The sequence below is a fragment of the Pseudomonas sp. PB101 genome (genome assembly GCF_009764265.1).
In the GTDB taxonomy this organism is placed as follows: domain Bacteria; phylum Pseudomonadota; class Gammaproteobacteria; order Pseudomonadales; family Pseudomonadaceae; genus Aquipseudomonas.
The window spans coordinates 69408-95181 of the sequence record NZ_RWIR01000053.1; the positions used below are offsets into that span (position 1 = coordinate 69408).

Annotated in this window: 16 protein-coding genes and 1 pseudogene; 11 read left to right on the forward strand and 6 right to left on the reverse strand. The window is 58.2% G+C overall.

Features of this window, described 5'->3' with window-relative positions; genetic code table 11:
- From EI969_RS16505 to gmtX, 6 genes and pseudogenes are all read left to right on the forward strand, one after another.
- Positions 1 to 822: an SDR family oxidoreductase gene (locus EI969_RS16505; RefSeq protein ID WP_160388721.1), complete on the forward strand. Its 822-nt coding sequence runs from the start codon at positions 1 to 3 to the stop codon at positions 820 to 822.
- 98 nt (positions 823 to 920) lie between these two features.
- Positions 921 to 1397, forward strand: a pseudogene (locus tag EI969_RS16510) (DNA/RNA non-specific endonuclease); the annotation flags it as partial.
- Positions 1398 to 1495: 98 nt separating this feature from the next.
- A complete protein-coding gene (locus EI969_RS16515; protein ID WP_188265000.1) occupies positions 1496 to 2362 on the forward strand; it encodes a DNA/RNA non-specific endonuclease in 867 nt (288 codons plus the stop codon).
- Positions 2363 to 2389: 27 nt separating this feature from the next.
- Entirely contained in the window at positions 2390 to 3772 is a 1383-nt protein-coding gene (gene gmtY, locus EI969_RS16520; protein WP_160388723.1) for a gamma-mobile-trio recombinase GmtY, read from the forward strand.
- Positions 3769 to 6855 carry a VPA1269 family protein gene (locus tag EI969_RS16525; RefSeq protein WP_160388724.1) on the forward strand — a complete coding sequence of 1029 codons (3087 nt, stop codon included), beginning with the start codon at positions 3769 to 3771 and terminating at the stop codon, positions 6853 to 6855. The genes gmtY and EI969_RS16525 overlap by 4 nt, the downstream gene beginning before the upstream one ends.
- Positions 6855 to 7538 (forward strand): gamma-mobile-trio protein GmtX, encoded by a 684-nt coding sequence (gene gmtX / locus EI969_RS16530; RefSeq protein WP_160388725.1) that lies wholly within the window; start codon positions 6855 to 6857, stop codon positions 7536 to 7538. Before EI969_RS16525 ends, gmtX begins: the two co-directional genes overlap by 1 nt.
- A gap of 282 nt (positions 7539 to 7820) precedes the next feature.
- On the opposite strand, the gene EI969_RS16535 is transcribed toward gmtX, so the two are convergent.
- The 6 genes from EI969_RS16535 to EI969_RS16560 form a co-directional block, all read right to left on the reverse strand.
- Positions 7821 to 11693, reverse strand: a complete 3873-nt coding sequence (locus EI969_RS16535) for a hypothetical protein (RefSeq protein WP_160388726.1) — start codon at positions 11691 to 11693, stop codon at positions 7821 to 7823.
- A 515-nt stretch (positions 11694 to 12208) separates the two neighbouring features.
- A complete protein-coding gene (locus EI969_RS16540; RefSeq protein WP_160388727.1) occupies positions 12209 to 13645 on the reverse strand; it encodes an IS1182 family transposase in 1437 nt (478 codons plus the stop codon).
- A gap of 335 nt (positions 13646 to 13980) precedes the next feature.
- The gene (locus tag EI969_RS16545) at positions 13981 to 14991 is read right to left on the reverse strand and encodes a YeiH family protein (RefSeq protein ID WP_160388728.1); all 1011 of its coding nucleotides are present in this window, start codon (positions 14989 to 14991) and stop codon (positions 13981 to 13983) included.
- Positions 14992 to 15049: 58 nt separating this feature from the next.
- Positions 15050 to 16366: an MFS transporter gene (locus EI969_RS16550; RefSeq protein ID WP_160388729.1), complete on the reverse strand. Its 1317-nt coding sequence runs from the start codon at positions 16364 to 16366 to the stop codon at positions 15050 to 15052.
- A gap of 141 nt (positions 16367 to 16507) precedes the next feature.
- Positions 16508 to 18163, reverse strand: a complete 1656-nt coding sequence (locus EI969_RS16555) for a 3-(methylthio)propionyl-CoA ligase (RefSeq protein ID WP_305989803.1) — start codon at positions 18161 to 18163, stop codon at positions 16508 to 16510.
- A 37-nt stretch (positions 18164 to 18200) separates the two neighbouring features.
- Complete coding sequence (locus EI969_RS16560) at positions 18201 to 19223, reverse strand: alpha/beta fold hydrolase (RefSeq protein ID WP_223194218.1); 1023 nt, start codon at positions 19221 to 19223, stop codon at positions 18201 to 18203.
- A 107-nt stretch (positions 19224 to 19330) separates the two neighbouring features.
- Between EI969_RS16560 and EI969_RS16565 the strand changes: the two genes are divergently transcribed.
- The 5 genes from EI969_RS16565 to EI969_RS16585 all read left to right on the forward strand — a co-directional run bounded on the left by EI969_RS16565 (position 19331) and on the right by EI969_RS16585 (position 25767).
- Positions 19331 to 20383, forward strand: coding sequence for an AraC family transcriptional regulator (locus tag EI969_RS16565; RefSeq protein WP_160388730.1), 1053 nt, complete (start codon positions 19331 to 19333; stop codon positions 20381 to 20383).
- A gap of 271 nt (positions 20384 to 20654) precedes the next feature.
- Positions 20655 to 21524 (forward strand): TauD/TfdA family dioxygenase, encoded by an 870-nt coding sequence (locus EI969_RS16570; RefSeq protein WP_223524318.1) that lies wholly within the window; start codon positions 20655 to 20657, stop codon positions 21522 to 21524.
- 114 nt (positions 21525 to 21638) lie between these two features.
- The gene (locus tag EI969_RS16575; protein ID WP_095964963.1) at positions 21639 to 22115 is read left to right on the forward strand and encodes a 2,4'-dihydroxyacetophenone dioxygenase family protein; all 477 of its coding nucleotides are present in this window, start codon (positions 21639 to 21641) and stop codon (positions 22113 to 22115) included.
- A 250-nt stretch (positions 22116 to 22365) separates the two neighbouring features.
- Positions 22366 to 24372 carry a DUF1302 domain-containing protein gene (locus tag EI969_RS16580; protein ID WP_160388732.1) on the forward strand — a complete coding sequence of 669 codons (2007 nt, stop codon included), beginning with the start codon at positions 22366 to 22368 and terminating at the stop codon, positions 24370 to 24372.
- Positions 24373 to 24408: 36 nt separating this feature from the next.
- On the forward strand, positions 24409 to 25767 hold the full coding sequence (locus tag EI969_RS16585) for a DUF1329 domain-containing protein (protein ID WP_160388733.1): 1359 nt from the start codon (positions 24409 to 24411) through the stop codon (positions 25765 to 25767).
- Positions 25768 to 25774 lie beyond the last annotated feature (7 nt).

Genomic DNA, 25774 nt, shown 5'->3' on the forward strand with positions numbered 1-25774 from the left:
ATGGCCAGTAAGCTCACTTCCAGAGTTGCACTCATCACAGGGGCGGCCCAAGGGATCGGAGCCGCGATTGCGCAACTTTTCGTGCAAGAGGATTGTTTTGTCTACCTCACCGACATAAACGACGAACTCGGCAGCACGGTTGCAAACGCACTCGGTGACCGCGCCGGCTATCTGCGTCTCGATGTACGGCGCGAAGAAGACTGGCAGCGCGTGACCACGCAGATTCTGCAGGAACGCGGCAGGCTGGACGTGCTTGTGAACAACGCCGCCATCACCGGATTCGAGCAGGGTGCCGTGCGGCACGACCCGGAACATGCGCGCCTGGAGGACTGGCACGCGGTGCATCACACCAATCTGGACGGTGTGTTCCTGGGCTGCAAGTACGCCATTGGCGCGATGCGCCGTTCAGGGGGCGGCTCCATCATCAATATCTCCTCTCGCTCCGGGCTGGTCGGCATTCCCGGTGCGGCGGCCTACGCGTCATCCAAGGCTGCCGTGCGCAATCACACCAAGACGGTCGCACTGTATTGCGCCGAACAAGGCCTGAACGTGCGGTGCAACTCGATTCATCCAGCCGCCATTCTCACCCCCATCTGGGAGCCCATGCTGGGTACCGATGCAGGCCGTGAAAAACGCATGGCGGCGCTGGTTCGCGACACGCCGTTGAGGCGATTCGGGATGCCCGAAGAAGTGGCGGCCATGGCCCTGTTTCTCGCCGGGGATGACGCGACGTACGTCACTGGCAGTGAGTTCAATATCGACGGCGGCCTCCTGGCAGGCTCGACGGCGACCCCCACGGTTGTCGATGACAGCGCAAAATAACCTCTGGCCGGCAGGCACCAACCTGTCTGGTCATGGTCAATAACCCCCGCACGACCTCGCCGCACGTTTTCCCTCAATTCCCTTCGAAGATCTAACCCATGCACCTACGCAAAATTGCCGTTGGGCTGTCCGCCCTTGTTTTGCTGTCGACCGGGGCACAAGCCCGCGGTCTGCTCGACCTTCTCAAGCCGCCGGCCGCGCATCACGAGCAAAGCTCCCGCTCGGGCTCGATCAGCCAGAGCGCGGCCCTGGACCTCTATTCGCACAAACAGAAACAGCCATCGTTTGACGGCTGTGCAGAGCTGTTCCCGGCAGCGAACCCGATCAACACCGCCACAGTGCCTGCATCGATGAAGCCCCTGGCGTTGTGTTCCGACAATTTCGCGGTGCTGTACTCGCAAACCAGCAAGACCCCGCTGGTCGTGGTCGAACGCCTGAACGCGGCCCAGTTGCAGGATGCCAAAGGGGAGGAGCGCACCAACCAGTTCTATCCGGACCCACGCATTCCCAAGGGCGGGCGTGCCGAGTTGAGCGACTACCGCAGCCAGGAACCGGCCGTGGACCGTGGCCATCAACAATACCCGGCCAAAACCATACTCAACACCTAACCATGCGGCTTACGCTTGAGTATCTGTACTCAATGCGATATACGCATCACAATTCGAGGATTTTAATGAAAATGACTAAGTACCTCGCCGCTCTCGTTGCCGTATTTTCCCTCTCAGTGGGGGTTGCTGATGCGCGGGGTCTGCTGGACTTTGCGCTGCCGCACCATGCCGAGAAAAAGGAATACCACTCGAGTAGCCTGGGGGCCGACGAAGCGCTTGCACTTTATACGGCAAAGCAGCGTCAGAACTCCTTCGAGGCATGTGCTGACCAGTTTCCTGGCAATAAGCCCCTTAACCTTGCCAGCGTGCCAGTGGGCATGAAGCCGATGGCCTTGTGCTCGAACGGTTTTGCGGTCCTCTATTCCCAGACCAGTAAGACCCCGGTGGTGGTGGTGGAACGACTCTCAGCTGCACGGCTGCGGGACGCCAAGGGCGAGGAGCGCACCAACGAGTTCTTTGTTGACCCCCGCATCCCCACCAGTGGTCGCGCCGAGTTGAGTGACTACCGTAGCCAGCAACCCGCCGTGGATAGAGGGCACCTTAGCCCGGCAGCCGATTCCGCCGACCAGCATGCCATGGCACAGTCTTTCGCGCTCTCCAATATGGTGCCGCAGGACCCTTCTTCCAACAGAAAAACGTGGAATAAGGCAGAGCAGGACACCCGCAAGTACGCGCTCCGCGCTTCGGGCAATGTGTTCGTGTTCTCCGGTCCCATTTTTGATGAAGGTCACGAGACCGTAGGGAAGAACAACGTCTGGAAGCCCACACGCCTCTTCAAGCTAGTTTATGACGAAGCGACGGGGCGCGCCTGGGCTTTCGTGTTGCCTAACGCAGAATCCCCCCTGACTCGCCCCATGGATTACGCCACCTTCGTTAAGATGACTGGCATGCGGCTACTTGAGGGCCAACGCGTTACCGGCTCAATTTCATAGCAGGTCAAAGAGGATGCTGTCTCCCTGATGATTTATACGGAAAGGGTCCTGGTTCAGGACAAGATTCGTGCTTTCGCGCCCACGGTGCTTCTTATCGTGGGCGTTTCTCCGCTTGAGCAGCTGCTTGAGTTCTTCCGGGAGAAGCTAGTTTCCCTGTCCATGGAACGCACCTACGCCCAAGCGACGGGGCGGTTCATTGAATGGCTGTCCGTGCGCGCCCATGAGTTCACGGACACCCCCAAGCGCAGCCTGCTGTACACGGCGTTTCTCCATGACCTGCGGTTCGGCACGTACCAAGCGGGCGTCGATGCCTACGGGCTTAACTGGACAGCGACTTCACAGCAAAATGCCAAGCGCCTTACCCGAGCCTTGTTGGAGTTCAGTGATTGGCTGAATCAGCGCCATGGGGCCACGATGCTGAATCCGATTCATCACCAAGCCTCTCCGGCGGACCAGCTTATCTTCTGGCGCAAGTGGAACAAGCAGAAGGCGGCCTCGCTCCTCGCGCATACGAAGCGTCGTACTCGGGCGGAGGAATCTTCTCACCGGGGGCGACAAGCGCGATTGCCCCGAGACCGCAATGGCTTTTTGGCAGAAGCCAAGGCCTTCCCGGCGGAGCGTCTCGATGACTTGATATGGCAAGGGTTTATCAACCCAGGCCGGAAAGCGGATACGCGCCCCTGGGTGAAGTACAACCTACGCGACATACTGATTACGCTTCTCTGTACGTATGGAGGTTGTCGGCCTTCGGAGCCTCTGCACCTATGGGTTGATGACGTATACACCGACCCGGATGACCCCTCGATTGCGCTTGTGCTGGTCCATGAGCCCACGGATGGGCTAGTGGATTATATCAACCCGATAACCGGCAGTAAGCGCAAGACCAATCGAGCCGATTTTCTTCAGCGTTTTTGTGGCGGCAGAAAGCCCCTCACGCAGGAAACAGGCCGCCGCCATTCCGGGTGGAAAGGGTGCTTGCTGACCCATCGGGAGCGCAAGGCCTACCAGGTGTTCTGGATTGATAAGAACGCGGGCCGCTTGTTCCTGACCCTCTGGCGCATGTATATCCAGTATGTGCGCCCGGTGACGCCGCAGGTGCCCTGGGCATTTCTGACCCGAGATGGCCAACCTCTCGGCGTCGAGGGCTTCGACGACTCTTTTAAAGCCGCAGTACGCCGAATCGGCTTGCTCCCTGCCAAATGGGCCGGCACCACGAGCCACGGCCTTCGGCATCGCTACGGCCAATGGCTCAATGACCTGGGGCTCGGCGACAAAGAGGGGCAAGTGGCGATGCACCATCTGAACGCCAAGAGCCAGGAAGTCTATCGGCAGGTGGGCCTGGCCAAGGTGGTGGCTGCCATCGGAAAACTCACAGTGACAGCACTCCCTTCGTTTAAGGACACGGAATGATCTCGATTTGCCATCTCGACGACTACACCACGACGGTCAGTTCGCTAACCGGGCGCACCGTCTATGTGAACAATGATTTGAATCGATACCTAGTGAATCCGCACTGGGCCCCGGCTCCGCTGCCTGGCATTATCGAATCTTGGTTTGTCCGATTGTCTATCGTAGCGAGGGTTGGGCGCCGTCCGCCAGAATCTTTGCAGAATGCAGCTCGGGCACTTTCACATTGCGTTACGCGTGAATCCTTTGCGGAAGCCCTCGATAACCTGCTGGTGAGCGAGCATAAACGTCATGCCGAAATTAAGCCCGCGAAATATTCCCAGCACATCTTGGTCGAATTGCTGGTGCAGCTATGGCATGCGGGGCTCATTGCGTGGCCTGGCCGCAATCAAGAGCCGTTCAACATGCCTATCATCCATATATCAAATGCTGGATTCGGCAACGCACCCCCGGCGTATCTGACAACAATTCATTCATATTTAAGCCGCGACCTTGAAAGCAAAGACGCCAATTTTGGGGACACTGCAAAGTTTCGGTTCCTGTTGGACAACCTGCTTAGCCGGTGTGGAATCGAAGATATTGGCGACATTACTCCCGAAACCTTTCAGCTTACGGTTGAGCGCAGTCGATTGGGTAAGCTGCACTCCGTAGCGATACAGCCTGTCCTGGGCATGCTGCGTGAGCAATATCCTGATGTGGCCATCAACTGGACTCCCGACGATTTTGGCTTCTTCAAGAACAAGATGGGCCATTTGGCTCGGGACGACAACTTCAACTGGCTGCTTGCCAAAGAGCCTGAAATGGCCGATTGGGTCCGGCTGGCCATTGAGCACCTAGAAGCGAACCCGGCCAACTTCAAGAAGCGCAAGTCGTCGGTCAACAACTTCTTGAAGCATTACCACGAACATCCGGAGTTGCCTCGAAACCCCGCCGCTTATTTTGACATCCGCCGGAGGCCCACTGAGCTTTATGTGGTGCCTGGCAAGAAGGGCCGGCAAACCATGACGGTCCTTCATGAATTTCACAATGAGGTGCTGTTTAAGGTCTGTGCCCAGCCCGATGATAATGAGGTCCCTATTCTGAGGCCGGGCTTTGCGAACCCCTTGCCCAAAGGCACCTATAAGAACGTGAATCAAGGGGAGACTCATCGGGAAGCCATGCCTACGCGGCTCATTAGTCTTGCCAAGCATATCCTGACCGAAAACGACTTTGCCTGGGCGAAGGAGGCTGGACGAATCAAGGATACCTTCCGGTGGCTTAACCCGGTAACGGGGCAATACGAGACCGTATGGAGCCCGGTGCGCGCGTACACGCTTCTTATCAAGCTTCTGCTGCCGGCACGGACTTATCAGGTGCGCATGCTGGACAGTGGAGAGGGCGATACCTATCGCTACGGCAAGGATGGCCTTTGGGACACGAACCTAGGGCTTCACCATCCCAAAGCCGGTGGCGAGCCCGTAGAACGCGGGGTATTCAGAAAATACAAGCGAAAAGATGGAACCGATGGCTCCGTCTTTTACTTCAACACGAACAAGACCGGTGATGCCGACAAGGAGGTCAAGGGCTACGTGATGCCCTGGGAGAAGCATGATGCGCTGACCCTTTTGTCTGAGTTTCGGGACTGGCAGGAAAAATACAATCCCGTGAAGGGCCCCACCCCTTGGACCGACATCCTCGAGCTCAAAAAGGTCAAGCACGTGGAGGACTTGGAGAAGATGGGCGCGAATTACTTCCTGTTCCGCGACCCTGCGAACCAAACCCGGCCCGACATGCCCGTGACCGACGTGCGTATCCGAAATCTGTGGCTCAAGCTGATGGACGAGATGGAACGCCGGCTGGCCGATGCCGGGGATACTTTGAGCAACGGGGACCCCATTCGCTTGGTGCTGACCCGGGATAAGAAAACGGGCCAACCCTCCACAGCCACCTTTGACCTCCATAGCCTTCGGGTCTCCCTTATTACGGCCATGTACGAGGAGGGCGTGCCGCCCGAGTACCTGATGAAGATTGTGGGACATGCGACGGTGCTCATGACCCTCTACTACACCAAGCTCCACGTGGAAACTTTGACGCTTCGCATGGACGAGGCGCTCCTGGAGCGGCAACGCAAATCCCAAGCTGAAATGGCGGGATTCATCAAGTGTGCAAGCCGTCAGGAACTGGAGCAGGCGGTGGCCTACCGGCATCCCTCCGCCCTCGATGCGGCAAGCGGCGGCACAGGGGTAGGCCTATTGGTGATGGACCATGGCATTTGCCCTGTCGCGGCCAAGCGCTGCCACGAAGGCTTGGTGGTCCAAGACCTCACCAGTAATGTCACCCGCTTTCAGGCGGTGCCCGGCGGTGCATCTAATTGTGCACGGTGCCGGTTTTTCATGACAGGCCCGGCCTTCCTATTTGGACTGGAGGCCCACGTCAATGACTTGTCGTATCGGCTGAAGAAGGCATCGCTCACCTTCGAAAAAGCCCAGGAACGGTTTGATTCCTTGTCGGATGCTCACGCTGACGCCTTGAGTGGAGGCGCCCCCTTCCATAAACAACGCGAGCTGGAGATTGCAGAGACCGCCTTTGAGTCCTCTACGGCTGAGGTGGACGAAATCGCCTTAAGCCTACAAGCCGCGTATGCGCTTACCGAGCAGTGCATCCGCATTGCAGCCCAAGACAAGGGTGATGGTTTGGCCCTGGTCGTGGCGGGTGGCACTGGTCAGCTTGAAGCGGTCTTGTCGGAAGGCCATGAGTTCGAGCAGCTGAATCGAATCTGCGTTAATGCCACCCTTTACGACGGGCTGAACATCAATTGGCGGCAACCCAACCTGGAGCGCGCTCGCCTGTTTGACCGAATGCTGCGAAATTCTGGCCATGAGCCCCGGTTTTCCTTGCTGGATGACGAAGACGCCTTGCACGTGGCCAATGCCATGGGGCAATTCCTCTATGCTCGGCTGGAGGCCAACACAGTGCATGCCTTGGTAGATGGGCGAACGACTTTGAGCGCCGTGGGGCTGGACAAGGCTTTCGCTACCCAATTGGACTTCATGAAGCCCAAGACCTTCGGCTTTGCGCAATCGGCAAATTTGTTGGAGCAAGTATGATGAGCAACGGCCTCCCCCTCACTGCCCCGGATATTCTGAAGGACGCGCGACAGCTATATCAGGCCCACCGGGCTGCCGCCAGCAAGTCCTCGAAGGTTGAGAACCTTGATAAAGTCTGGGAGGCGCTGAACGCGATACGGGACGATGGCGACCGCGACTATTCGCTGGCCGAAGTGGGTCGGCGCCTGGAGTCCATCGGCGGGCCCAAGACGCAAAGCCTGCGCAATACCCAAGGCGCGTACTATCGGGAAATCATCACGGCCTTCGCCAGTGCCGTCAGCGGCTCCACCCGATATGTGGCCAAGAGCAAGTCAAACGTCGAACAGGCCCTGGAGCTGATAACCGACCCCAGCATCCGAGCAACCCTCCGGGTCGCACTGGACGAGGCCAAGCGGCTCAAGGTGACCAACGACAACCTTCACGCGGCCTTTAAGGGGCTTCAGGTCGGAGCTTCTATTACGCCGACATCGCCCGAGGCCCCCGCTGCCTTACCCGCTCCGGTCGCGGCATCTCCCGAATTGTCGCCCCGCCTGCGAAATGCGCTTAGCAAAGGTATTGACCCTTCCCGCTTGGCGCAACAAGGCCTCAGCATCACGGATGATGGTGGTATTCAAAATGAACATGGAGACAAGGTGTTCCCGCCTGCCTTTGTGCTTGCCATTCAAACAATTCTGCAAAACTAGGTGCGTAATTGCACTGACTTGACCACTCATTTGCATTGCCACTGACAAGCCAATTGCATCCGTGCTGACCAACCGTTTGCATTCGACTTGATCAGCACACACCGTACTGACGACGGGCAGAGAACTGCGGATCTCTGCCCGTCGTGGAGGGCAGATGTCGACCCATAGCAGCCGGAGAGCAACGGAAGAGTTCGGCCAGAAGCAGCAGGCAACGCTCACACGAGGCGTGTCTTAGCCGCGAGAACCGACCAAGCCTTGACCTCCTGAAGCGACACATCGGCCTCAATACTCGCTTTCCCGGAGTTCCCGCTCTACCTCCTGTTCAATGAAGTGTTCAAGCTGTTCACGATGTTCCTTTAGCCACATGCGGACGTTGTCGTTGGTTTCGATGTCGAAGTGGGCGTCCAGAGCTGCGAGCTTTTGGCGGTAATGATCGCTAGCTGGCCCGCTCCAGGCCCCAGTGAAATTGTTGGCGTGTAAGCCACGCCGAACCTGCTCAATTGCACCGTAACGCTCAAGAATTTTTCGCGCGAAGTTGGCCGGCTCATCCGGTCTAGCGATGATCGGTGGGCAACGCTCGGCAAGAAGCCCTGCGCGATGTATGGCGTCGACATCCACCCATTCAAAGACTAAGGACTCCGGTATGGCCTCAAGGGCTGACCCGTCGGCCTCACTTATCGATAGGCCACCTCGAAGCCAGCTCAACAGATGCCAAGTCCCTACATCTTTTCGTTGCATTTCTAGCCGCAGCGCAATTGCTCTCCAGATGATGGAGGGCTTTGCCTGCGCTGCCCTAGACAGGAACTTCCACGAATCTGGGCGGTAGCCATCGGTAATGCTGTTGACATTAGCGAAATTAGCAATGCAGCTCACCGCTAGCCTCGCCCCAGCATCGGGATTGAAGTCAAGCAGTCGGTTCGCGAGCTCCTTCCAGCGGAACTGCAGCATGGTGTTCGAATGCTCCCTCGGCGCCCCTTCAACGAACACTGCCGAACTCAACACTCGCTCGATGCGGGTCGAAAGGGCGCTGAATTCGTTGGCGTGACCTCGCAGCCGTGAATCAAGAAAATCCAGCGCTGCATCGAGCGCATTCGGGTCATCGCTCTCCAGTAGCAGATCGACAATGCTTTCAAATACATCTCGTGGCAGTTGGTTGACGATACCGCCATAGACGAATAAGCGAAAAGCCGTCGGGTCGATATCGCCTTGTTGCCCCATTGCCAGGAGGAACCTAGCTATGCGGTCGCTCATCCCCGAGCGCCAGATGAGACCAAGCGCGGAACTGCGAAGCTCAGCGTTCTCAAACAGCTTTTCGACGGTGTGTTCCCACCAGTCAATGTTCTTGACGTGACATGCGGAGAGATAGCCACCAATGAAGAAGTCGGATCGCTGTTCGCCAGCTTTGATCCATGCCGAAACAATGGAGGGCCATAATTGAAGGTCATCGGTTTGACCGAGAAGCTGCCCAAATTGGAATCCGTTCTTTGCCTTGTCCGTGATAAGCCATGCCAGCTCGGGAACCAACAACTCCGGGTTTGCTACAACGTCGGCGGCAAGCTGCATCAGCTCCGCCCCCGCTGCATCAGAGTACTCGCCCTCAGAGTCGAAGTTGTCTTCGATCAGCTTCATACCTGCATGGCGGTGAAGTTTGTTCGAGAAAGAAGACTCAGTAAGGTCAGCCCGGATAGCGTGGAGTTCAGATCTAACCGCTTCAGACAAAGCTTTGCCTTCGTAGTGAAGGGTGGCCACGATGGTCTCGATGCAATGCTCGCGCAAGCCTGGTATCACTGCGGCTCGGCGCAGAAAGACGAGGATCGTTTCGGTCAGCGGGACGATCAAGATAAGGCTTCTGACGTGGTTCAAGATCGCCGTCGCTGCCCCAGTTGCTTCTGCAGCTGGCAGGTAGTCGACAGCTTCTTCCAGTAGCCTCACATGGGCAGCATACGCGTCGTATAGCTCGCCGTAGGTCTCCGGCGTCCAGCGGTCGGGCAGACGCCTCAATCCGATCACTTCCTCGATGCAAATCCGACTCATGAATGGGTCAAGGCTTTTGCCCAAGGCCTGAACGGCAATATCCCTTCGGAACGGCACCTCGCTGTGCAGCAACTTGCGCAAGTAGTCGATCTTGTCGACGGGCGACAGTTCAGAAGCGGCAACAGTGCCATGTCCAAGGCTAAACAGTGAGATGAACACGCCGGTCGAGTTGTTAGACCAACTCTCGTTTTCGGACTCGGCCAGCAGCAGCAAGCATTCCGTGGCTTCAAAGAACGTTTCAGCGGGGATTGTAAGTTGCTCGAGCCGGTGGACGGCGGTGCGTCGCGCATCTCCGATGAACTTACGGCGACTCTCAACTGTTTCAGAACCCAAGGCAGCAGCAAAACGGCGCAGGGCTACCTTGGGTTTAGCCTGCGCTATCGCGAAAAAAAGACTGGCGCCACTGGCGGTTTTGTAGCCCGAAAGAGACTTAAATACTCCGTCCTCTCCCATCAGACGATCCGCCCATGCTGTCGCTGCCTTTGACTCCCTGGCGAACTCAAGCATTGCATCGAAATGCTGCTGCATACGGACCTCGAGTCCCTCTCGAAGTTGCAGGACATCTACCATGTGGGCGTACTGCTCAAACCAACTCTTCCACATGGCAACGTGGAGGAGTTTCGGAGATATCAGCAGCGTTCGTGGCCCCTGTAGCACCCGTCGTTTTCGCAGCGCGAAGACAGAGAGTGACAGCCTGTGCTGAGAAAAACTCGGGTCTATATACTTCAACGAGGCCAACACCGCAGTCTGTACCGCCGGCCCTTCTGCAGTATCCCATGCAACCTGCCGGAACAGCGCCAGCGTCCGGATCACTGCCAGCTTGTCTTGGCCCTCAGATGAATCGATGTTGTGGGGCGCACACACAATACGGTCCCAGAGTCGATCCAGGTGAGCCAGTTGCTGAGCTGGATGCTGGTCAGGGTTGTTCTGAATATATTGGCCAAGCCGGTGAGCCGCCCGAGGCGAACCCTCGCACAAGCTTGCTAACCAGCTTGCGCTGTCCAGAGGAATTCCATAGCCCAGGAAAATATCTGCGACCACAGGTTGTTCGAGTCGCGGCACATCGATGACCTGCGTGTTCACATGAGCACTGGCAGGCTCAGCCACATTGTCTGCTGTTACGAGTAGCATCTTGATCGCCAGCTTCTTGAATAACGCCGTCAACCCTTCTGCAGTTTCTAGGTCGCATTCATCTGCGACCAAGATGATGGTGGTATTCCGTGCCATCTGCCGTAATGCCATCATCGGCCCGCTATCCAGGGCCCCCTCTGGATCCCGGCAGTACAGGACACAGCCACTGAGTTGCGAAGCACTGAGCGCACGATACATAAGGTGTGTCTTTCCGGCTCCTGCGTCTCCCAGCACACGCACGTGCTCGAATCCATTAACACTGTCGGCAGCTCGCTTTATTTGCTCAGCCGCTCTGTCAAGTTCCTCCGTCGGCTGGTAAACGTTGATCTCGAGGTCGCAGGAGTCAGCCATGAACGACAGGTCATGGAAGACGGCGTCGTCGAAGCCCTGAACGCTGTTCAGTCGCATTGCAATACCGGGTGCCAGTACTTTGATCGCCGAGCATAGCTGGTTCGCCCGGATAATCCGCACTGCGACATGCGCGAACGACGGATCAATTGCCGTCATGAACTCGCTGACTTGAGTCGCCCCGTGATCATCTGCGGCGCCGACCAGATCGGAGCCGAAAAGCACCACGATAAAGGTCCCGCCGTTCTCGAAACAGCTAAGCACTCGTGGCTGGAGTTCCTCCTTTGTACGCTGGTGGTCGCCTTTGGCGAACTTAGGCTGGACGAGCAGCGATCGAATATCAGAGGGCGTCGATGCAGAGAAGCTTCCAGTCTTGATTTGGTAGCGGGTCAGACCTTCGGAAATTAGGCCTGCTGGTAGCAAAGCTCCGGACAGGCCAGCGACGGCGACTTCGGCGTCGATTCCGCCATCGGCAATGTTGATTGCTGCCGGTACATCGACGCCGGTGATAGGAATGCCGGCCTTGTTGGCCTCGATTACAAGAAGTTGTCGGAACAGTTCGACGGCTTGGCCAGCCTCGATCTGGATCAGGTCATCAGTCCTGACGTCAAACGGTCCTAGTGTGTCGGTCGGTAGAGCCATCGCTGATCCTCAGGTGAGGCATAAAGTATCCCACATGGCCTTGTACGCTGCACCCGCGGCATTTGATTCCGAAACGGCCCCTAGGTCTTCTCCTCGTCGGAGATTTGTAGCTCGTTCTCCGCTGGTCATTTCGTAGGCGTCACTTTCATGCCTTTGCGCATACGAATGTAATGCTCTGTCACGCCCACAGTAGTGTTTCCAACTGATTGCAGTCACGTACATAGACCGGTGGATGCCTTGAAATTAGTGGAGCGGTGAAGGGAATCAAACCCTCGTTATCAGCTTGGGAAGCTTCTAGTGAGAGGAAGCATGGTGCGAGTTTGATAGGCCGCTAACGACCCAGGCTGTGTGAAAACGCACTGAATACGTCGAAGGCTGAGAGCTACGGGCGTTGCTTGCGAAACCAGCGGACGGAAGCGCGAATTGCCCTAGTCAGCGACATAGGCGTTCGTAAATGCTGTTTGGGCCGCGTCAGCGGCCCAAACAACCACTCACGGACGATCAAGCGGCTGGATTCACGCCCTGATCACTTCAAGCAGTCCTGAGATGCCGAAGATGCTCATCATTCGCTTGAGGTTGTAGGCGAGCACATGAAGGCTCATCTCGGTGCTTACCCTCGGCAGGGTTTTGGTCAGGAAGTGGGTACTTCCCATCCAGTATTTGAGCGTTCCAAAAGGATGTTCAACGGTCTGGCGGCGACGCCTCATCATCGTTGGATCATGATCCAGCCGAGCCTGCATTGCATCGACTACGGCTTCATGTTCCCAGCGCTTTACCCGGCGCTCTTTACCCGTGGTGCATTGCTTTTGCATTGAGCAGGACTGGCAGCCCGAGAAGTAGTAACAATGCAATAACATGCCGTCTTCCACCGACGAATACCGCCGGGTCAGTAACTGTCCCGCTGGGCATCGATACTCGTCCGATGCAGCAACGTAGATGAAGTCCTGCTTGCCAAATCGGCCTTCGGCTTTGCTGCCCGATGTCAGGGGTTTCGGTACGAAGGTAGTGATGCCGGCTTGCTCGCAAGCAAGGATTTCCAGACCTTTGTAATAGCCTCGGTCGGCCACCACCGTTAGCGATTCAGCCTCGATTTCTTCACGCGCCTGGTTCGCCATATTGCTCAGTTGCCCACGATCATTACCAACATTGGTCACCTCATGGGCAATGATCAGATGGTGTTTGTCGTCGACAGCTGTTTGGACGTTGTAACCAACCGTTCCGGTGCCTCGGCCGCTCGTGGCCATTGAGCGTGCATCTGGATCGGTAAGAGAGATTTGCTGGTCTGGACTGTCGTGAAGCTGCGCCTCGATGTCCTTGAGTTTTTGCATCTGCTTTTTCAGCGTTTCTATCTTTTCTTTCAGCCGCTCGGCCTTGGCCTCGGCCACTTCGGGCGTTGCCCGATCCGCCGAATCCATCGCCGCCAGATAACGATCAATGCTCTGCTCGATCTGTTGCATGCGGGCCTTCACTTTGCCCTGGGTGAAGTTACGGTCACGATTATTGACGGCTTTGAATTTGCTGCCATCGATGGCGATGATTGATTGGGAGAAGAGATTGAGGTTGCGACAAAGCACTACGAACTGGCGGCAGACGCTGCGAATGGCTTTGCCGTTGTCTTTGCGAAAGTCGGCAATGGTTTTGAAGTCCGGAGCCAAACGTCCGGTCAGCCACATCAACTCGACATTGCGCTCGGCCTCCCGTTCCAGCCGGCGGCTGGACTGAATCCGATTGAGGTAGCCGTAGATATAGATCTTCAGCAAGATCGCGGGATGGTAGGCCGGACGCCCCGTTGCAGCAGGATCAACACCTTCAAATCCAAGTGCACCCAGGTCGAGTTCATCGACGAAAACGTCGACCACTCGCACTGGATTTTCTTCGGCTACGTAATCGTCCAAGCACTCAGGCAGCAACGTGACTTGCGTCCGAGCCTCACCTTCAATGAATCGTTTCATGATCGCCCCCAATACGATCTAGACGATCAGAAGGTTAGACAAACACTGGCGTTTTCACACAGCCTGGACCCATAGCGGACATTCGTAAGAGGGCGAGACGGCTATGCTGTGTCACGAAAAAACACTGCTGACACCGCCTGATGGCGTCATGTTTGTATGTAGGTGGTAACCGAGGCAACTACTCAAGCCTCCATAACTCTTCCTCACGGCAGGAAAGCTGGACCAAGCAAATTTCGATATAAAAAATGCCGCGTAACGGAGCAGCTGGTACACAGCTCCGACGCGGCAAAAAGCTCTGTTAGACCAGAGCGGCGATGACCCCGCAGGGGTTCGGTTTACATGGCCCAGTGCAGCATTGCCAACACCAGTGCGCCAAGGAATACGGTTTCTCCCACCATCAATAGAATGGGTTTGATCCCCACCGAGGCCAGCTCCTTGAGCTGCGTCTTCATGCCCAGTGCGCTGATGGCGATCACCAGGCACCAGCGTGACAGGCTGTTGCCGGCGTCCTGAACCATCTGTGGAATGACCCCGGTGCTGTTGACTGCGGCAAAGATTACAAATCCCACCGCGAACCACGGCAGCAGCGGTGGTCGCTTGCTGCCAGGTTCGACGCCGCGGGCGCGGGTGATCATGGCCGCACACAGAATTACCGGTAGCAGCATCGCCACGCGCATTAGCTTCACCACCGTGGCGCTGTCGCCGGTCTCGTGTGACATGCCGTAGCCGGCGCCAACTACCTGGGCGACATCGTGAATGGTCCCGCCGAGGAAAAAGCCTGCGTGGAGTGGGCTCAGGTTGAAGAATTGGGCGATCATTGGGTAAACGATCATTGCCATGGTGGACAGCGCCGAAACGCCAATGACCGTGAACAGCGTCGCTCGCTCTTTCTTCTCATGACTGGGCAGCGCTGCCGCCAGGGCAAGGGCCGCCGACGCGCCACAAATTGCGGTGGCGCCGCCGGTAAGCAGGCCGAACAAGGTGCTGAAGCCCATGGCGCGAGCCGCGACGATGGACACCAGGATCGTCACCACCACCAGCGTCACCACCATCACAACCGGCTGCCAGCCAAGGGCAACGATCTGCTCCAGGGTGATGCGAATGCCCAGCAACGCAACACCGACCCGGAGGATCTCGCGGGCTGTGAACTCGATGCCCGGCTTGCACACCCCGTCACCGGAAAGGAAATTCATCGCCATGCCCAGTAGAAGTGCGAAGAGCATCACCGGCGCGCCGTAGTGCTCGGAGAGGAATGTGGCCGCAGCGGCGACCATGGCGCTGACGATAAAGCCGGGCATCAGCAATTGGCTGCGTACCCCCAGCGAGGCAATGGTTGCGGAGCTCATGCAAGACTCTCCTGGGGCCAGGGCAGTGGTTGTGTCACGGGCAGTTTGATGGGGGCGTTCATGACATTCTTCCGGCCGGCGTCGCACCTGCGACTGTCGGCATCAGTTTCTGGATATCGCGTTGGTAGTGGCGCTTGCCGTAGCAGAACACGAGGGCTGCTGCGATGCTGATCAGTGGGATCATCTGGAAAGCACGATCAAGGCCAAAGGCGTCAGCCAGCAGGCCCGTGACATAGGGGCCGGGCCCTTGGCCAAGCAGGTTATTGGACAAGGCCAGAATGGCAAAGGCCGTGCCGTGCACCGAAGGGTGGGTCAAGTTGGCGATGGCGGCGCCGGCGGGGCCAAACGTGCCAGTGACCACCAGCATGGCCAGAGCGATGACTACCAGTTGGGCCACTCCGGGGGGCAACAGCATGGCCGCTGACAGCAATAGGCTAGTGATCAGGCAGTAGGCGACGGCCAGGGAAATCTTGCGCTCGGGAGCTTTGCGGCACAGGCGGTCGCTGAGGATGCCGCAGAGGATCATGCCGGCGCCACCCGCCAGGATCAGGGCGGCGGAGATCATGCCAGCCCGATCGGTGCCCATGTGGTAGTAACGGTTCAGGTAGCTGGGCAACCAGGCTATCAACGAGGCGCCGATGAACATCTGCAGGCCGCTGCCGATATAGGCACTGATGACCGAACGACTGGCAAACAGCGAACGTAGTGGACTCTTGCCGTTTGCTTCGGCGTGTTGGTTTGCGGTCTGAGTGCAGTTGTCCAGGCGCCGCTCTTTTACGACCACTGGATAGATGATGGCGAGCGTCAGACCGAATATCGCCATGACGATGAAAGCAGAGCGCCAGCCCAGGTGCGCGGCGATGATGCCACCAAGCGCCATGCCCAGTACGGAGCCAAACATGGCGCCAGCCATGAAGGTGCTGATGAGGGTCGCACGCATCTGCTTGGGAAAGACGGAAAGCACTACAGCTACGCCGACGCTGGCATAGGCTGCCTCGCCGATGCCGACCAACGACCTGGCGAGAAGCATGTGTTGGTAATTTTGTGCAAAGCCGGAGCCCAGTGTAGCCAAGCTCCAAATCGCGGCCATCAGCACCAGGCTGCGGACCCTGCCCCAGCGGTCGGCCATTAATGACATGGGTACGGTCAACAGGCCCACCATCAGACCGACGATGCCGCTCAGCAGGCCGAGCTGGGAGTCGCTCAGTGCCCACTCGGATTTGAGCAGCGGAAAGATTGCGTTGAGCACTTGTCGTGACATGTAGTCTGAAATCAGCAGACCGAAACTGAGTGCAAATACGCACCAGGCATACAGTCGGGGCGTGCTGGCGGTTGAAGTTTCGATAGTGTCAGCAAGGGCGTGGTGAACATTCATGGCGATTCCTTGTATCTGCGCTTCTTGTTGTTATTGGATTGTCTTGATCGGACTCGTGAACCGGGCCTTGAGTAGCGCCCGGCTCGGGCAAGCATGGGAACGTGTTACTACCCGCCCGAGCGCGTTGAGGGAGGCAGGCCCTCAGGCGGTGGGCAGTCGGTAGTCCTGGAACGTCTCGCGAAGCTTGTTCTTCAACATCTTGCCGGTCGCGCCGAGTGGGATGCTGTCGACGAATACCACATCATCCGGGGTCCACCATCTGGCGATCTTGCCTTCATAGAATCCAAGCAATTCGTCGCGCGAAAGTTCGCTGCCGGGTTTGCGGGTCACGACCAGGAGCGGGCGTTCATCCCATTTCGGGTGGTAGGCCGCAATACACGCAGCCATCGCAACCGCAGGGTGGGCCATGGCGATGTTTTCCAGATCAATGGAACCGATCCACTCACCTCCGGACTTGATGACATCTTTGCTGCGGTCGGTGATCTGCATGAAGCCCTCGGCATCGATGGTCGAGACATCGCCTGTCGGGAACCAGCCATCCACCAGCGAATCCCCGGCGTCGCTCTTGTAGTAGGAGGAGATGATCCAGGGACCGCGTACCATCAGTTCGCCCGAGGTTTTGCCGTCGCGGGGGAGTTCTTTGCCATCATCGCCGACGATCTTCATGTCGACGCCGTACACGACCCGGCCTTGTTTGGCCTGCAGGACGCGGCGGTCGGCGCTGTCCATGGCGAGGTGCCTGGCCTTGGGGGTGCAAACGGTCCCGAGCGGACTTAGCTCGGTCATGCCCCAGACGTGCAGCACCTGTACGTCATAGCGGTCCTCGAAGGCCGCCATCATGGCCGAAGGGCAGGCCGAGCCACCGATTATCGTCCGGCGCATGGTCGAGAATGTCTTGCCCGTTGCCTCGACATGGGCGAGCAGACCTTGCCAGACGGTGGGCACGCCGGCGGACAGGGTGACTTTCTCCGCCTCGAACAACTCGTAGAGCGATGCGCCGTCGAGCAACGGTCCGGGTAAAACAAGTTTGGCGCCGACCATGCAGGCCATGTATGGCAAACCCCAGGCGTTGACATGGAACATCGGCACCACCGGCAGGACGGTGTCGCGCGCCGAGCAGTTCAAGGCATCGGGGAGGGCGGCGGCATGGGTGTGCAGAAGCGTCGAGCGGTGGCTGTAGAGCACGCCTTTGGGATTGCCAGTAGTACCTGAGGTATAGCACAGCGACGATGCGCTGTTTTCGTCGAAGATTGGCCACACGAAGTCATCGGTGTGGGTTGCGATCAAATCTTCGTAGCACAGCAGATCGGGGATCGAGGTAACCGCCGGCATATGCGCTCGATCGGTCATGAGCACGAAGCGGGTGATAGTCGAGACTTTGTCGGCGATGGATTCGACCAGCGGCAGGAAGGTCAGATCGAAGAAGAGCACGCGGTCTTCGGCGTGGTCGGCAATCCACTGCACCTGGTCGGCATGCAGGCGTGGGTTCAACGTGTGCAGCACGGCACCCGAGCCGGATACAGCGTAGTACAGCTCCATGTGGCGGTAACCGTTCCAGGCGAGCGTTCCGACGCGGTCACCAAAGCTGACGCCGAGCGTGGCGAGCGCATTGGCCAGGCAGCGTGCGCGCTGCCCGAGGTCGCGATAGGTTTGCCGATGGATATCGCCTTCTACGCGGCGAGAGACGACTTCCTGGTCGCCGTGGTGGCGCTCGGCATGGGTGAGGAGCGTCGAAATAAGCAGCTCCTGTTGCTGCATCAGTCCATTCATGTTGGACACCGTCTTATTGTTGTTCATGTGAAATACCTTGGCGTATAGCCAACGAGGGACCGACTCAGTTGTCGTCCAGTTGTTCGAGGAACTCGAGAAGCAACGCGTTGATCTGCTCTGGCGCTTCTTCCGCCGCGGCGTGGCCCACACCGGCTAGCAGTGCCTTCCTGCGCAGCCCGACCAGGTAGGTTTCGAGCTGGTCATATAGCCCGCGAATCTGTGGCGGCTCGATGGAGGGGTCGTTGGCACCGCCGATGAACATGCTGGGCTGCTTTATCACTGCGCCATCGAGAAAAGCGGAGATCTCCCAGTTGCGGTCGCGGCAGCGGTAGTAGTTCAGGGGTCCGGTGAAACCGGCACGGGTGTACTCCTCCACGTAGTAGTCAATCGCTTGCGGGCTCAACCAGGCGGGGAACGCAACAGGGTCGGTGAAAGCATTGAGGATGGGCTCGTCCGGCTCGATGAACAGGCGCCAGCGCTCGGCACCGACCGCATCGCCCGAGACCGAGTAGAAGATGCTGCGCAAGGTCTTGCGCGTGTCGGCGGCCAGTTCACGGTCCGGCTTTTCCAGCTGCTGGAAGTACAGGTGGTGGTAGCCCTTGCCCTTGGCCATCGCCCGCAGCCCATCCGTGGGCCTGATCCGGCCGCGCGGAGGCACTGGCGTGTTCAGCATGACCAGTGCACGAAACAGCTCGGGGCGCAGCATGGCGCAGGCTTGGGCTACCCAGGCACCGAGGTCGTGGCCGACGACGATCGCCGAGGTTTCGCCCAGGGCCTCCATCAGGCAGACGATGTCACCCACCGCTTGGCTCATGTCATAGGCCTCTACCGCCGCTGGGCTATCGGACATGCCGAAACCTCGCAGGTCAGGCGCGACCACCCGATAACCAGCAGCTGCCAAGGCCGGGATCTGTCGCCGCCACATGTACCAGAGGTAGGGGAATCCATGTAGGAGGATGATCAGGGGGCCCTGGCCTTCCTCGACGTAGTGCATCCGGATGCCGTTGATCTCAACGAAGTGGTGAGCGAACGCGTCTGGAGCGTCAACGTCCCGCAGGGGCTGGTCCTGGAAATTTTCCAAATTCATCGCAGTACTCGTCATCTTGTTGTTGTACGAGAAGAGCTTGACGAGATAGGGGTGGTTGAGTTTGGCTATTCAGGACACCAACTTATCAAAACGGGACGGGTGATCGCATGTCCAGCCTGATTCGCAGTGCCTGTTTGACCGGCTATGCGTCCATCGCCCACGCAGTTGGGCTGGACCCGTTCCGGATGTTGCGGCTGGCCAAATTGCCCCCCCGCGTGCTTGACGATCCGAATCTTCTGATCAACGGCTATTCGGTTTGCTGGCTGCTGGAAGAGTCGGCACGGCTTTCCGGCCAGGAAGCCTTCGGCCTGTTGATGGCGGAGCGCCGAGACTTGGCCGACTTTGGCATGCTGGCCCTGATGATGCGTGAGGAGCCCACTCTGCGCGCGGCGATGGAGTCGTCTGCGCGCTATATGCGGCTTCATAACGCCGGTGTGCAGTTGCGCCTTGAAGACGCCGGAGATCTGGTGCTTCTACATGTGGATATCCAGCAGAAATACCCGGGGCTTTTGCGTCAGGTGGTCGAAATCTCAACAGGTATTATTTTTCGATCCTATCGGGCGCTCGCGCACGATGCTTTCAAACCGGTGAACATCTGTTTCAGCCACGAACGTCCAGCCAAGATGGACGTTCATCGCCGGGTGCTCGGAACGGCAATCGACTTTGGGCAGGAGTTCAACGGCATTGTCTGTCGGGCTCGCGACGTGGACCTGCCCATTGCCGCTGCCACACCCAAGCTCAATCGAGAAGTGAAGCGCTGGCTGGACATGCAGTTGACGGACCAGGGCGATGAGCCTCTGGATCAGGCGCGCCAGGTCATAAGGGTGTTGCTGCCCACCGGAACCTGTTCGATCGATCGTGTCGCCGAGCACTTGGGGTTGCATCGCCGCACACTCAATCGGCGCCTGGCGGAAGTTGGCGAGACGGGGCTTTCCGTGGTCAATGCGGTGCGCGTCGAACTCGCCGAAGAGTATCTGTTGACCAGCAAGCGCAAGCTCTACGAAATCGCGGGGCTGGTGGGTTTTTCATCCGGTGCGGATTTCTCTCGCTGGTTCCGTCACCAGTTCAGCATGTCCCCGTCGGAGTGGGCCACACAGCATCGTGCGCGGGCGGCAACCGGGACCACCCAAATCGCACCGAGCCCTCCCGGAAAGCCTTGACGAAGCCGGATACCCAGCTGCCCTCGTTGTCCGAAAATGCCAACAAGTTGTCCCGTCTTGCAAAAGCCGGGGCGACGGCAATCCCTAGCATCTCTCCAAGGAACCGAAACGGTGCCACTGGCTCGCTTTGATCCTGTCTGATTTGCCGGGCATGCGATTGCATGCCGGCGTACGCCAGAGACTGGAGATTTCAATGATAAAAAAAACAGCTTTCCAAAACAGTTCATCGCCATCCCCGGCGATTGTCCGTCCTTCGGCTCTTCGACATTCGATCAAGGTTGAACTGTGCACGCCGAACATCGGCGCCGAGATCAGCAACATCAGCCTGGCCGACGCTGCCCAAGACCCTGAAATGATCGCAGAGATCCGGGCGCTGTGGCTCAAACACAAAGTGCTGTTCTTTCGCGATCAGGACATCACTCCGATGGAGCAACAGAATTTCGCGGCGCAATTCGCCGAACTGGAAGCTCATCCCGTTGCGCCCAGCCATCCTGAGGCGGACAAGTTGCTGATGCTGTACCGCAATCTCGACCCCAACAAGCAGAATATGGTCGAAAAGATCAGCCGCGAAAACCTATGGCATGCCGATGTCACTTTCAAGAAGGCGCCGCCCCGCGGCGCGGTGTTGCGCTGTGAACTGGGTCCGGAGTCCGGCGGCGACACCATTTGGTCCAACATGGTGATGGCCTATGAAAGCCTGCCTGAGGCCATCAAACAACGAATCGATGGCATGTACGCCAAGCACGATGCCGAGCACGCCTTTTTCGCCCAGATGCCGATCGCTGATCGTCACGCGATGGCCGCGAAGAACCCCGTCGCTGAGCACCCGGTTGTGCTTATCCATCCTGAGACGGGCGAAAAGGTGTTGTTCGTCAACTCGGCGTTCACCACCCATTTCTCGAACTTTTACACCTTCAAGGACGTCCGTTGCGGCCAGGACTTCAAGCCAGAAGCCAATACTCTGTTGAATTACCTGATTTCCCAGGCCGCGATTCCGGAATACCAGGTGCGTCTGAAGTGGCGACCCAACACGGTCGCGATGTGGGACAACCTGCTGTGCCAGCACTACGCAGTAGCCGATTACGGCAATGCACCGCGCAAGATGCTGCGCGCGACATTGACCGGTACCCCTCTTAACTGATTCACCCAATTCCCAGAGGTCTTCGCCTCGTGCTGGATCAGTCGAGCGCGTGCATCGCCGTCGGTCAAACCGCGCGGTCAGCTTCTGGAAAAAACAATAGAAACGGAGATAGTTATGCTTTTTCAACAAGTTGAAACAGCCGTCATGCACGGCGAGTCGCTGCCTTGGGTTCCCTTCACCCCTTTTGCAGACAACGTCCTGCTGAAGTACTTCAAGCTCGACCCAATTCGCGGCGAGATCATTGTGATGATGAAGGCGCCCATCGACATGGTCCTGCCCAAGCACCATCACTCTGGCACCGTCATCGTCTACACCATCGAAGGCCACTGGAAGTACAAAGAGCACGACTGGATTGCGGGTCCGGGCAGCGTTGTCTACGAGACCGCCGCATCCACTCACCAGCCGGAAGTGGTCAGCACTGAAGACGGTGACTACATGGTGACGCTGGTGATCGTGAGCGGCGACCTCATCTTCGTCGATGAAAACGACAAGGTCCTGGCCATCGAGAACTGGAAAACCTCGCTTCAGCGCTACATGAATTACTGCGAGGCGAACGGGATCGAACCACAGGATCTTACCGCCTTCCACTAAGACTAAAGGGCCCTCGACACCGATAGCTATCCACGAAGCTGGTGTTGGGGCCGCCCGCCATAACCGAGCAGTTCAACTAACTGTTCGGGTGTCAGGTTACTACGTCCTTTCTGCTGCTTGCCGGTAACAGGTGACAGGTTCAACGACAGCGATCTCTGGTGTCGACCCGTCAGCTCCTGTTTGTCAGGCCGTGGGCGGGATTTCGTTGATCCAAGCATCCCTAACAATAATAAAAAGTGGAGCTAGCCATATGAAACACAGTCAGCCCTTCACCTTGCGTCGCAGTCCGCTGGCCATTGCTGTTGTCGTTGCAATCATGCCGGTCGCCGGCCACGCGTTCGAGTTCGATACCGGTAGCCCGGATTGGTCTGTGCGCCTGGACAACACCGTCAAGTACAACTACGGCGTACGCACGGAAAGCGCCGACAAGCGCATGCTCGGCTCGCCGAACAACAATGATGGTGATTACAACTTCCGCAAGTCCGGGACCAACATCACCAACCGTGTCGACCTGTTGACCGAGATGGATGTTGTTTATAAACAGAACATGGGCTTTCGTGTCAGCGCCGCCAGTTGGTACGACAAAGCCTATGAGAACACCGGTTCCAACTCCAACCCGTTCGTCAACGGCAATGATGCACGCTCTGGCCTGGTCGCCAACGACCCGCGCCTGGCCGGTGTCACCAACGACAACGTCGGCAATGGCAGTCCGCACCTGAGCAACTACGCCCAGCGTTACTACACCGGTCCGTCCGGGGAAATCCTCGATGCCTTCGTGTTCTACAGCACCGAAGTGGGCGAGGAGTCGATGCTGAGTGTCAAGGCCGGCCAGCACAACGTGTTCTGGGGTGAGACCATTCTCAACCCGGTGCATTCGGTCAGCTACGGCCAGTCCGGCCTCGATCTCGCCAAGCTCGCCGCATCGCCGGGTACTGAAGCCAAGGAGCTGTTCGTTCCGCGTAACCAGCTGTCGATGTCGTTCACTGTCAATCCCGAGTTGACCGTGGGGGCCCAGTATTTCCTGAAATGGGATGCTGCGCGTCTGCCGGAAGCGGGCACCTACTATGGCGGTTCCGACCTGGTGGGCTTCGGCGCGCAGTCGTTCCTGCTGGGCAACACCAACTCCATCACGCCGGGCAGCCCGCTCGGTTGCGGCGTCGCCCCCTGCAACGCATTGACCAACGTGGTTCGTGGTCATGACCTGAACCCTGGCAATCAAGGCGACTGGGGCGTAATGGCCAAGTGGTCACCGGAGTGGCTGGACGGCACCCTCGGCGTCTACTACCGCAAGACCTCGGACATCCTGCCGCAGGCCTGGCTCGACACTCGCGGGGTCACCTCGGCCAACCCCAATGGCACGCGTCCAGCGGGCCAGGTGCCGGCTGTTGTCAACACGCTGAACTCGTTGAGCACCGCCACTTATCAACTGGCGTACTCCGACGATATCGATATCTACGGTTTGAGCCTGTCCAAGGATTTCGGCGGCATCAGTGTTGGCAGCGACCTGAACATTCGCGAAAACATGCCGCTGGCCAGTATCCCGGCCATCGTCAGTTCCACCAGCCCGCTGGGCTTCGGGCAAGGTCTTGGCCTGTTGCCAGCACGTACCGCGGCCACTGGCGTCATCTACGACGTCCCGCACAACGGCGACAGCATGAGCGCCACTGGCGAAACGCTGCACTGGACGCTCAACGGTTTGATGACCCTGCCCAAGACGCCGGTGTACGACCAGGCCGTGCTGCTCGCCGAACTGTATTACAGCAACCTGCTCAAGCTCGATGACAAGAACTCGGCACTCTACAAAGGCAAGAGCACTTACCGCGGTATCGATGCGCCGACCCGCGACAACTGGGGTATCGCCGTCAACTTCACACCGACCTGGTACCAGGTGTTCCCGGGCGTGGACTTGAACACGCCGATGTCCGTGAACGTTGGCCTCGATGGTGTTTCCCCTGTGGTCGGCGGTGGCGCCAAGGACACTGGCACCTACGCCGCTGGCATCGGCGCAATCGTTTACAACAAATACTTTGTCGACCTCAAGTATGTGGATTCCTTTGGCAAGACTGACAAGTGCAACGTCAGCGGCAACAGCACCGGTGCAGCCAACGCCGGAGGTGGCGATGGATCGACCCCGAACGCCTTCAGTGGCAACGAAAACTATGCCTGCTACGCCGGTGGCTATTCGGCCTTCTCGGGAGGCGGCGCAACCACAGAAGACCGTGGCGCTGTGTACCTGACGCTGAAAACCACCTTCTGATACACCCATTGCTTAGATACTAAGCAGGAGAACAACATGAAATTCGTCAAAACTTTACTGGCCGCTTCCCTGGCCATGACGTTGGGCGCACATGCGCAGGCGGCCGTGACCGCCGAGGAAGCTGCCAAGCTCGGCACCAGCCTGACGATGGTCGGCGCTGAAAAAGCCGCCAACGCCGATGGATCGATTCCGGCCTACGCCGGTGGCCTGACCACCGCGCCGGCCAGCTTCAAATCGGGCGACACCATGCGTCCGGACCCCTTTGCCAGCGAGAAGCCGCTGCTGGTGATCGATGGCAAGAACGTCGACAAATACAAGGGCATGCTCACTGCCACCACGGCTGAGCTGGCCAAGCGTTTTCCCACGTTTCGTGTTGATGTCTACCCGACTCACCGCACCGTTGCGTTGCCTCAGAATGTGCTGGACAACAGCGTGAAAAACGCCAGCGGCGCCAAGTCCCTGCAAGGCGGCCTGGCCATCGATAACGTTCTGCCTGGTGTGCCGTTCCCGGTCCCGCACAATGGTGCCGAAGCGATGTGGAACTTCCTGCTGCGTTACCAGGGCGTCAACATCACCACCAAGTATGATTCCTGGAACGTTGACTCGGCGGGGGTGCCAAGCCTGGCCACTACCGGACAGACGTTCATCAACTACCCAATCTACGAGAACATGTCGCAGCCGATCAGCAGTGCCGACGTGTACTACCAGATCAAGGTGGCCTACACAGGTCCCGCACGTCGTGCCGGCGAGGCGCTGATGATCAAGGACGCCGCCGACCCGTTGCAACAACCACGCCGCGCCTGGCAGTACCTGCCGGGCCAGCGGCGAGTCAAGTTGGCTCCCAGCCTGGCCTATGACACGCCTAACCCAGGTACCTCCGGTGCCGGGACCTTCGATGACGGGTTTGTGTTCAACGGCGCGCTGGACCGCTACGACTGGACGCTGGTGGGCAAGCAGGAAATGATCCTGCCTTACAACACCTACAAGCTGACCTACGTTGCAGACCCCAAGTCGCTGACCACCCCTAACCACCTGTCACCCGACTTCGTGCGTTGGGAGAAACACCGTGTGTGGGTCGTTGAAGGCAATCTCAAGCCAGGTGCTCGTCACATCTACCAGAAGCGTCGCTTCTACTTGGATGAAGACAGCTGGACAGCTTTGGCTTCCGACCAGTACGACGCACATGGTCAGCTCTACCGTGGTTCCTTCGCTTTCCTCAGCCAGAGCTATGACAAACAGGTGCCGGACTCTACGCCGTTCATGATCTACGACCTGGTCGGCGGGTCCTACAACATCAATGGTGTGGTAGGTCCCTACGGCGGCATCAAGTACATCGAGCCGCTCTCCAAGGCGCAGTGGTCAGCTGAGTCCCTGGCCGGTGCAGGCATCCGCTAAGCATCCC

Excerpts from the sequence above, each read along its gene's own strand:
- EI969_RS16505 (WP_160388721.1), top strand. The coding sequence starts at position 1 with ATGGCCAGTAAGCTCACTTCCAGAGTTGCACTCATCACAGGGGCGGCC.
- EI969_RS16515 (WP_188265000.1), top strand. The coding sequence starts at position 1,496 with ATGAAAATGACTAAGTACCTCGCCGCTCTCGTTGCCGTATTTTCCCTC.
- gmtY (WP_160388723.1), top strand. The coding sequence starts at position 2,390 with ATGATTTATACGGAAAGGGTCCTGGTTCAGGACAAGATTCGTGCTTTC.
- EI969_RS16525 (WP_160388724.1), top strand. The coding sequence starts at position 3,769 with ATGATCTCGATTTGCCATCTCGACGACTACACCACGACGGTCAGTTCG.
- gmtX (WP_160388725.1), top strand. The coding sequence starts at position 6,855 with ATGAGCAACGGCCTCCCCCTCACTGCCCCGGATATTCTGAAGGACGCG.
- EI969_RS16535 (WP_160388726.1), bottom strand. The coding sequence starts at position 11,693 with ATGGCTCTACCGACCGACACACTAGGACCGTTTGACGTCAGGACTGAT.
- EI969_RS16540 (WP_160388727.1), bottom strand. The coding sequence starts at position 13,645 with ATGAAACGATTCATTGAAGGTGAGGCTCGGACGCAAGTCACGTTGCTG.
- EI969_RS16545 (WP_160388728.1), bottom strand. The coding sequence starts at position 14,991 with ATGAGCTCCGCAACCATTGCCTCGCTGGGGGTACGCAGCCAATTGCTG.
- EI969_RS16550 (WP_160388729.1), bottom strand. The coding sequence starts at position 16,366 with ATGAATGTTCACCACGCCCTTGCTGACACTATCGAAACTTCAACCGCC.
- EI969_RS16555 (WP_305989803.1), bottom strand. The coding sequence starts at position 18,163 with ATGAACAACAATAAGACGGTGTCCAACATGAATGGACTGATGCAGCAA.
- EI969_RS16560 (WP_223194218.1), bottom strand. The coding sequence starts at position 19,223 with ATGAATTTGGAAAATTTCCAGGACCAGCCCCTGCGGGACGTTGACGCT.
- EI969_RS16565 (WP_160388730.1), top strand. The coding sequence starts at position 19,331 with ATGTCCAGCCTGATTCGCAGTGCCTGTTTGACCGGCTATGCGTCCATC.
- EI969_RS16575 (WP_095964963.1), top strand. The coding sequence starts at position 21,639 with ATGCTTTTTCAACAAGTTGAAACAGCCGTCATGCACGGCGAGTCGCTG.
- EI969_RS16580 (WP_160388732.1), top strand. The coding sequence starts at position 22,366 with ATGAAACACAGTCAGCCCTTCACCTTGCGTCGCAGTCCGCTGGCCATT.
- EI969_RS16585 (WP_160388733.1), top strand. The coding sequence starts at position 24,409 with ATGAAATTCGTCAAAACTTTACTGGCCGCTTCCCTGGCCATGACGTTG.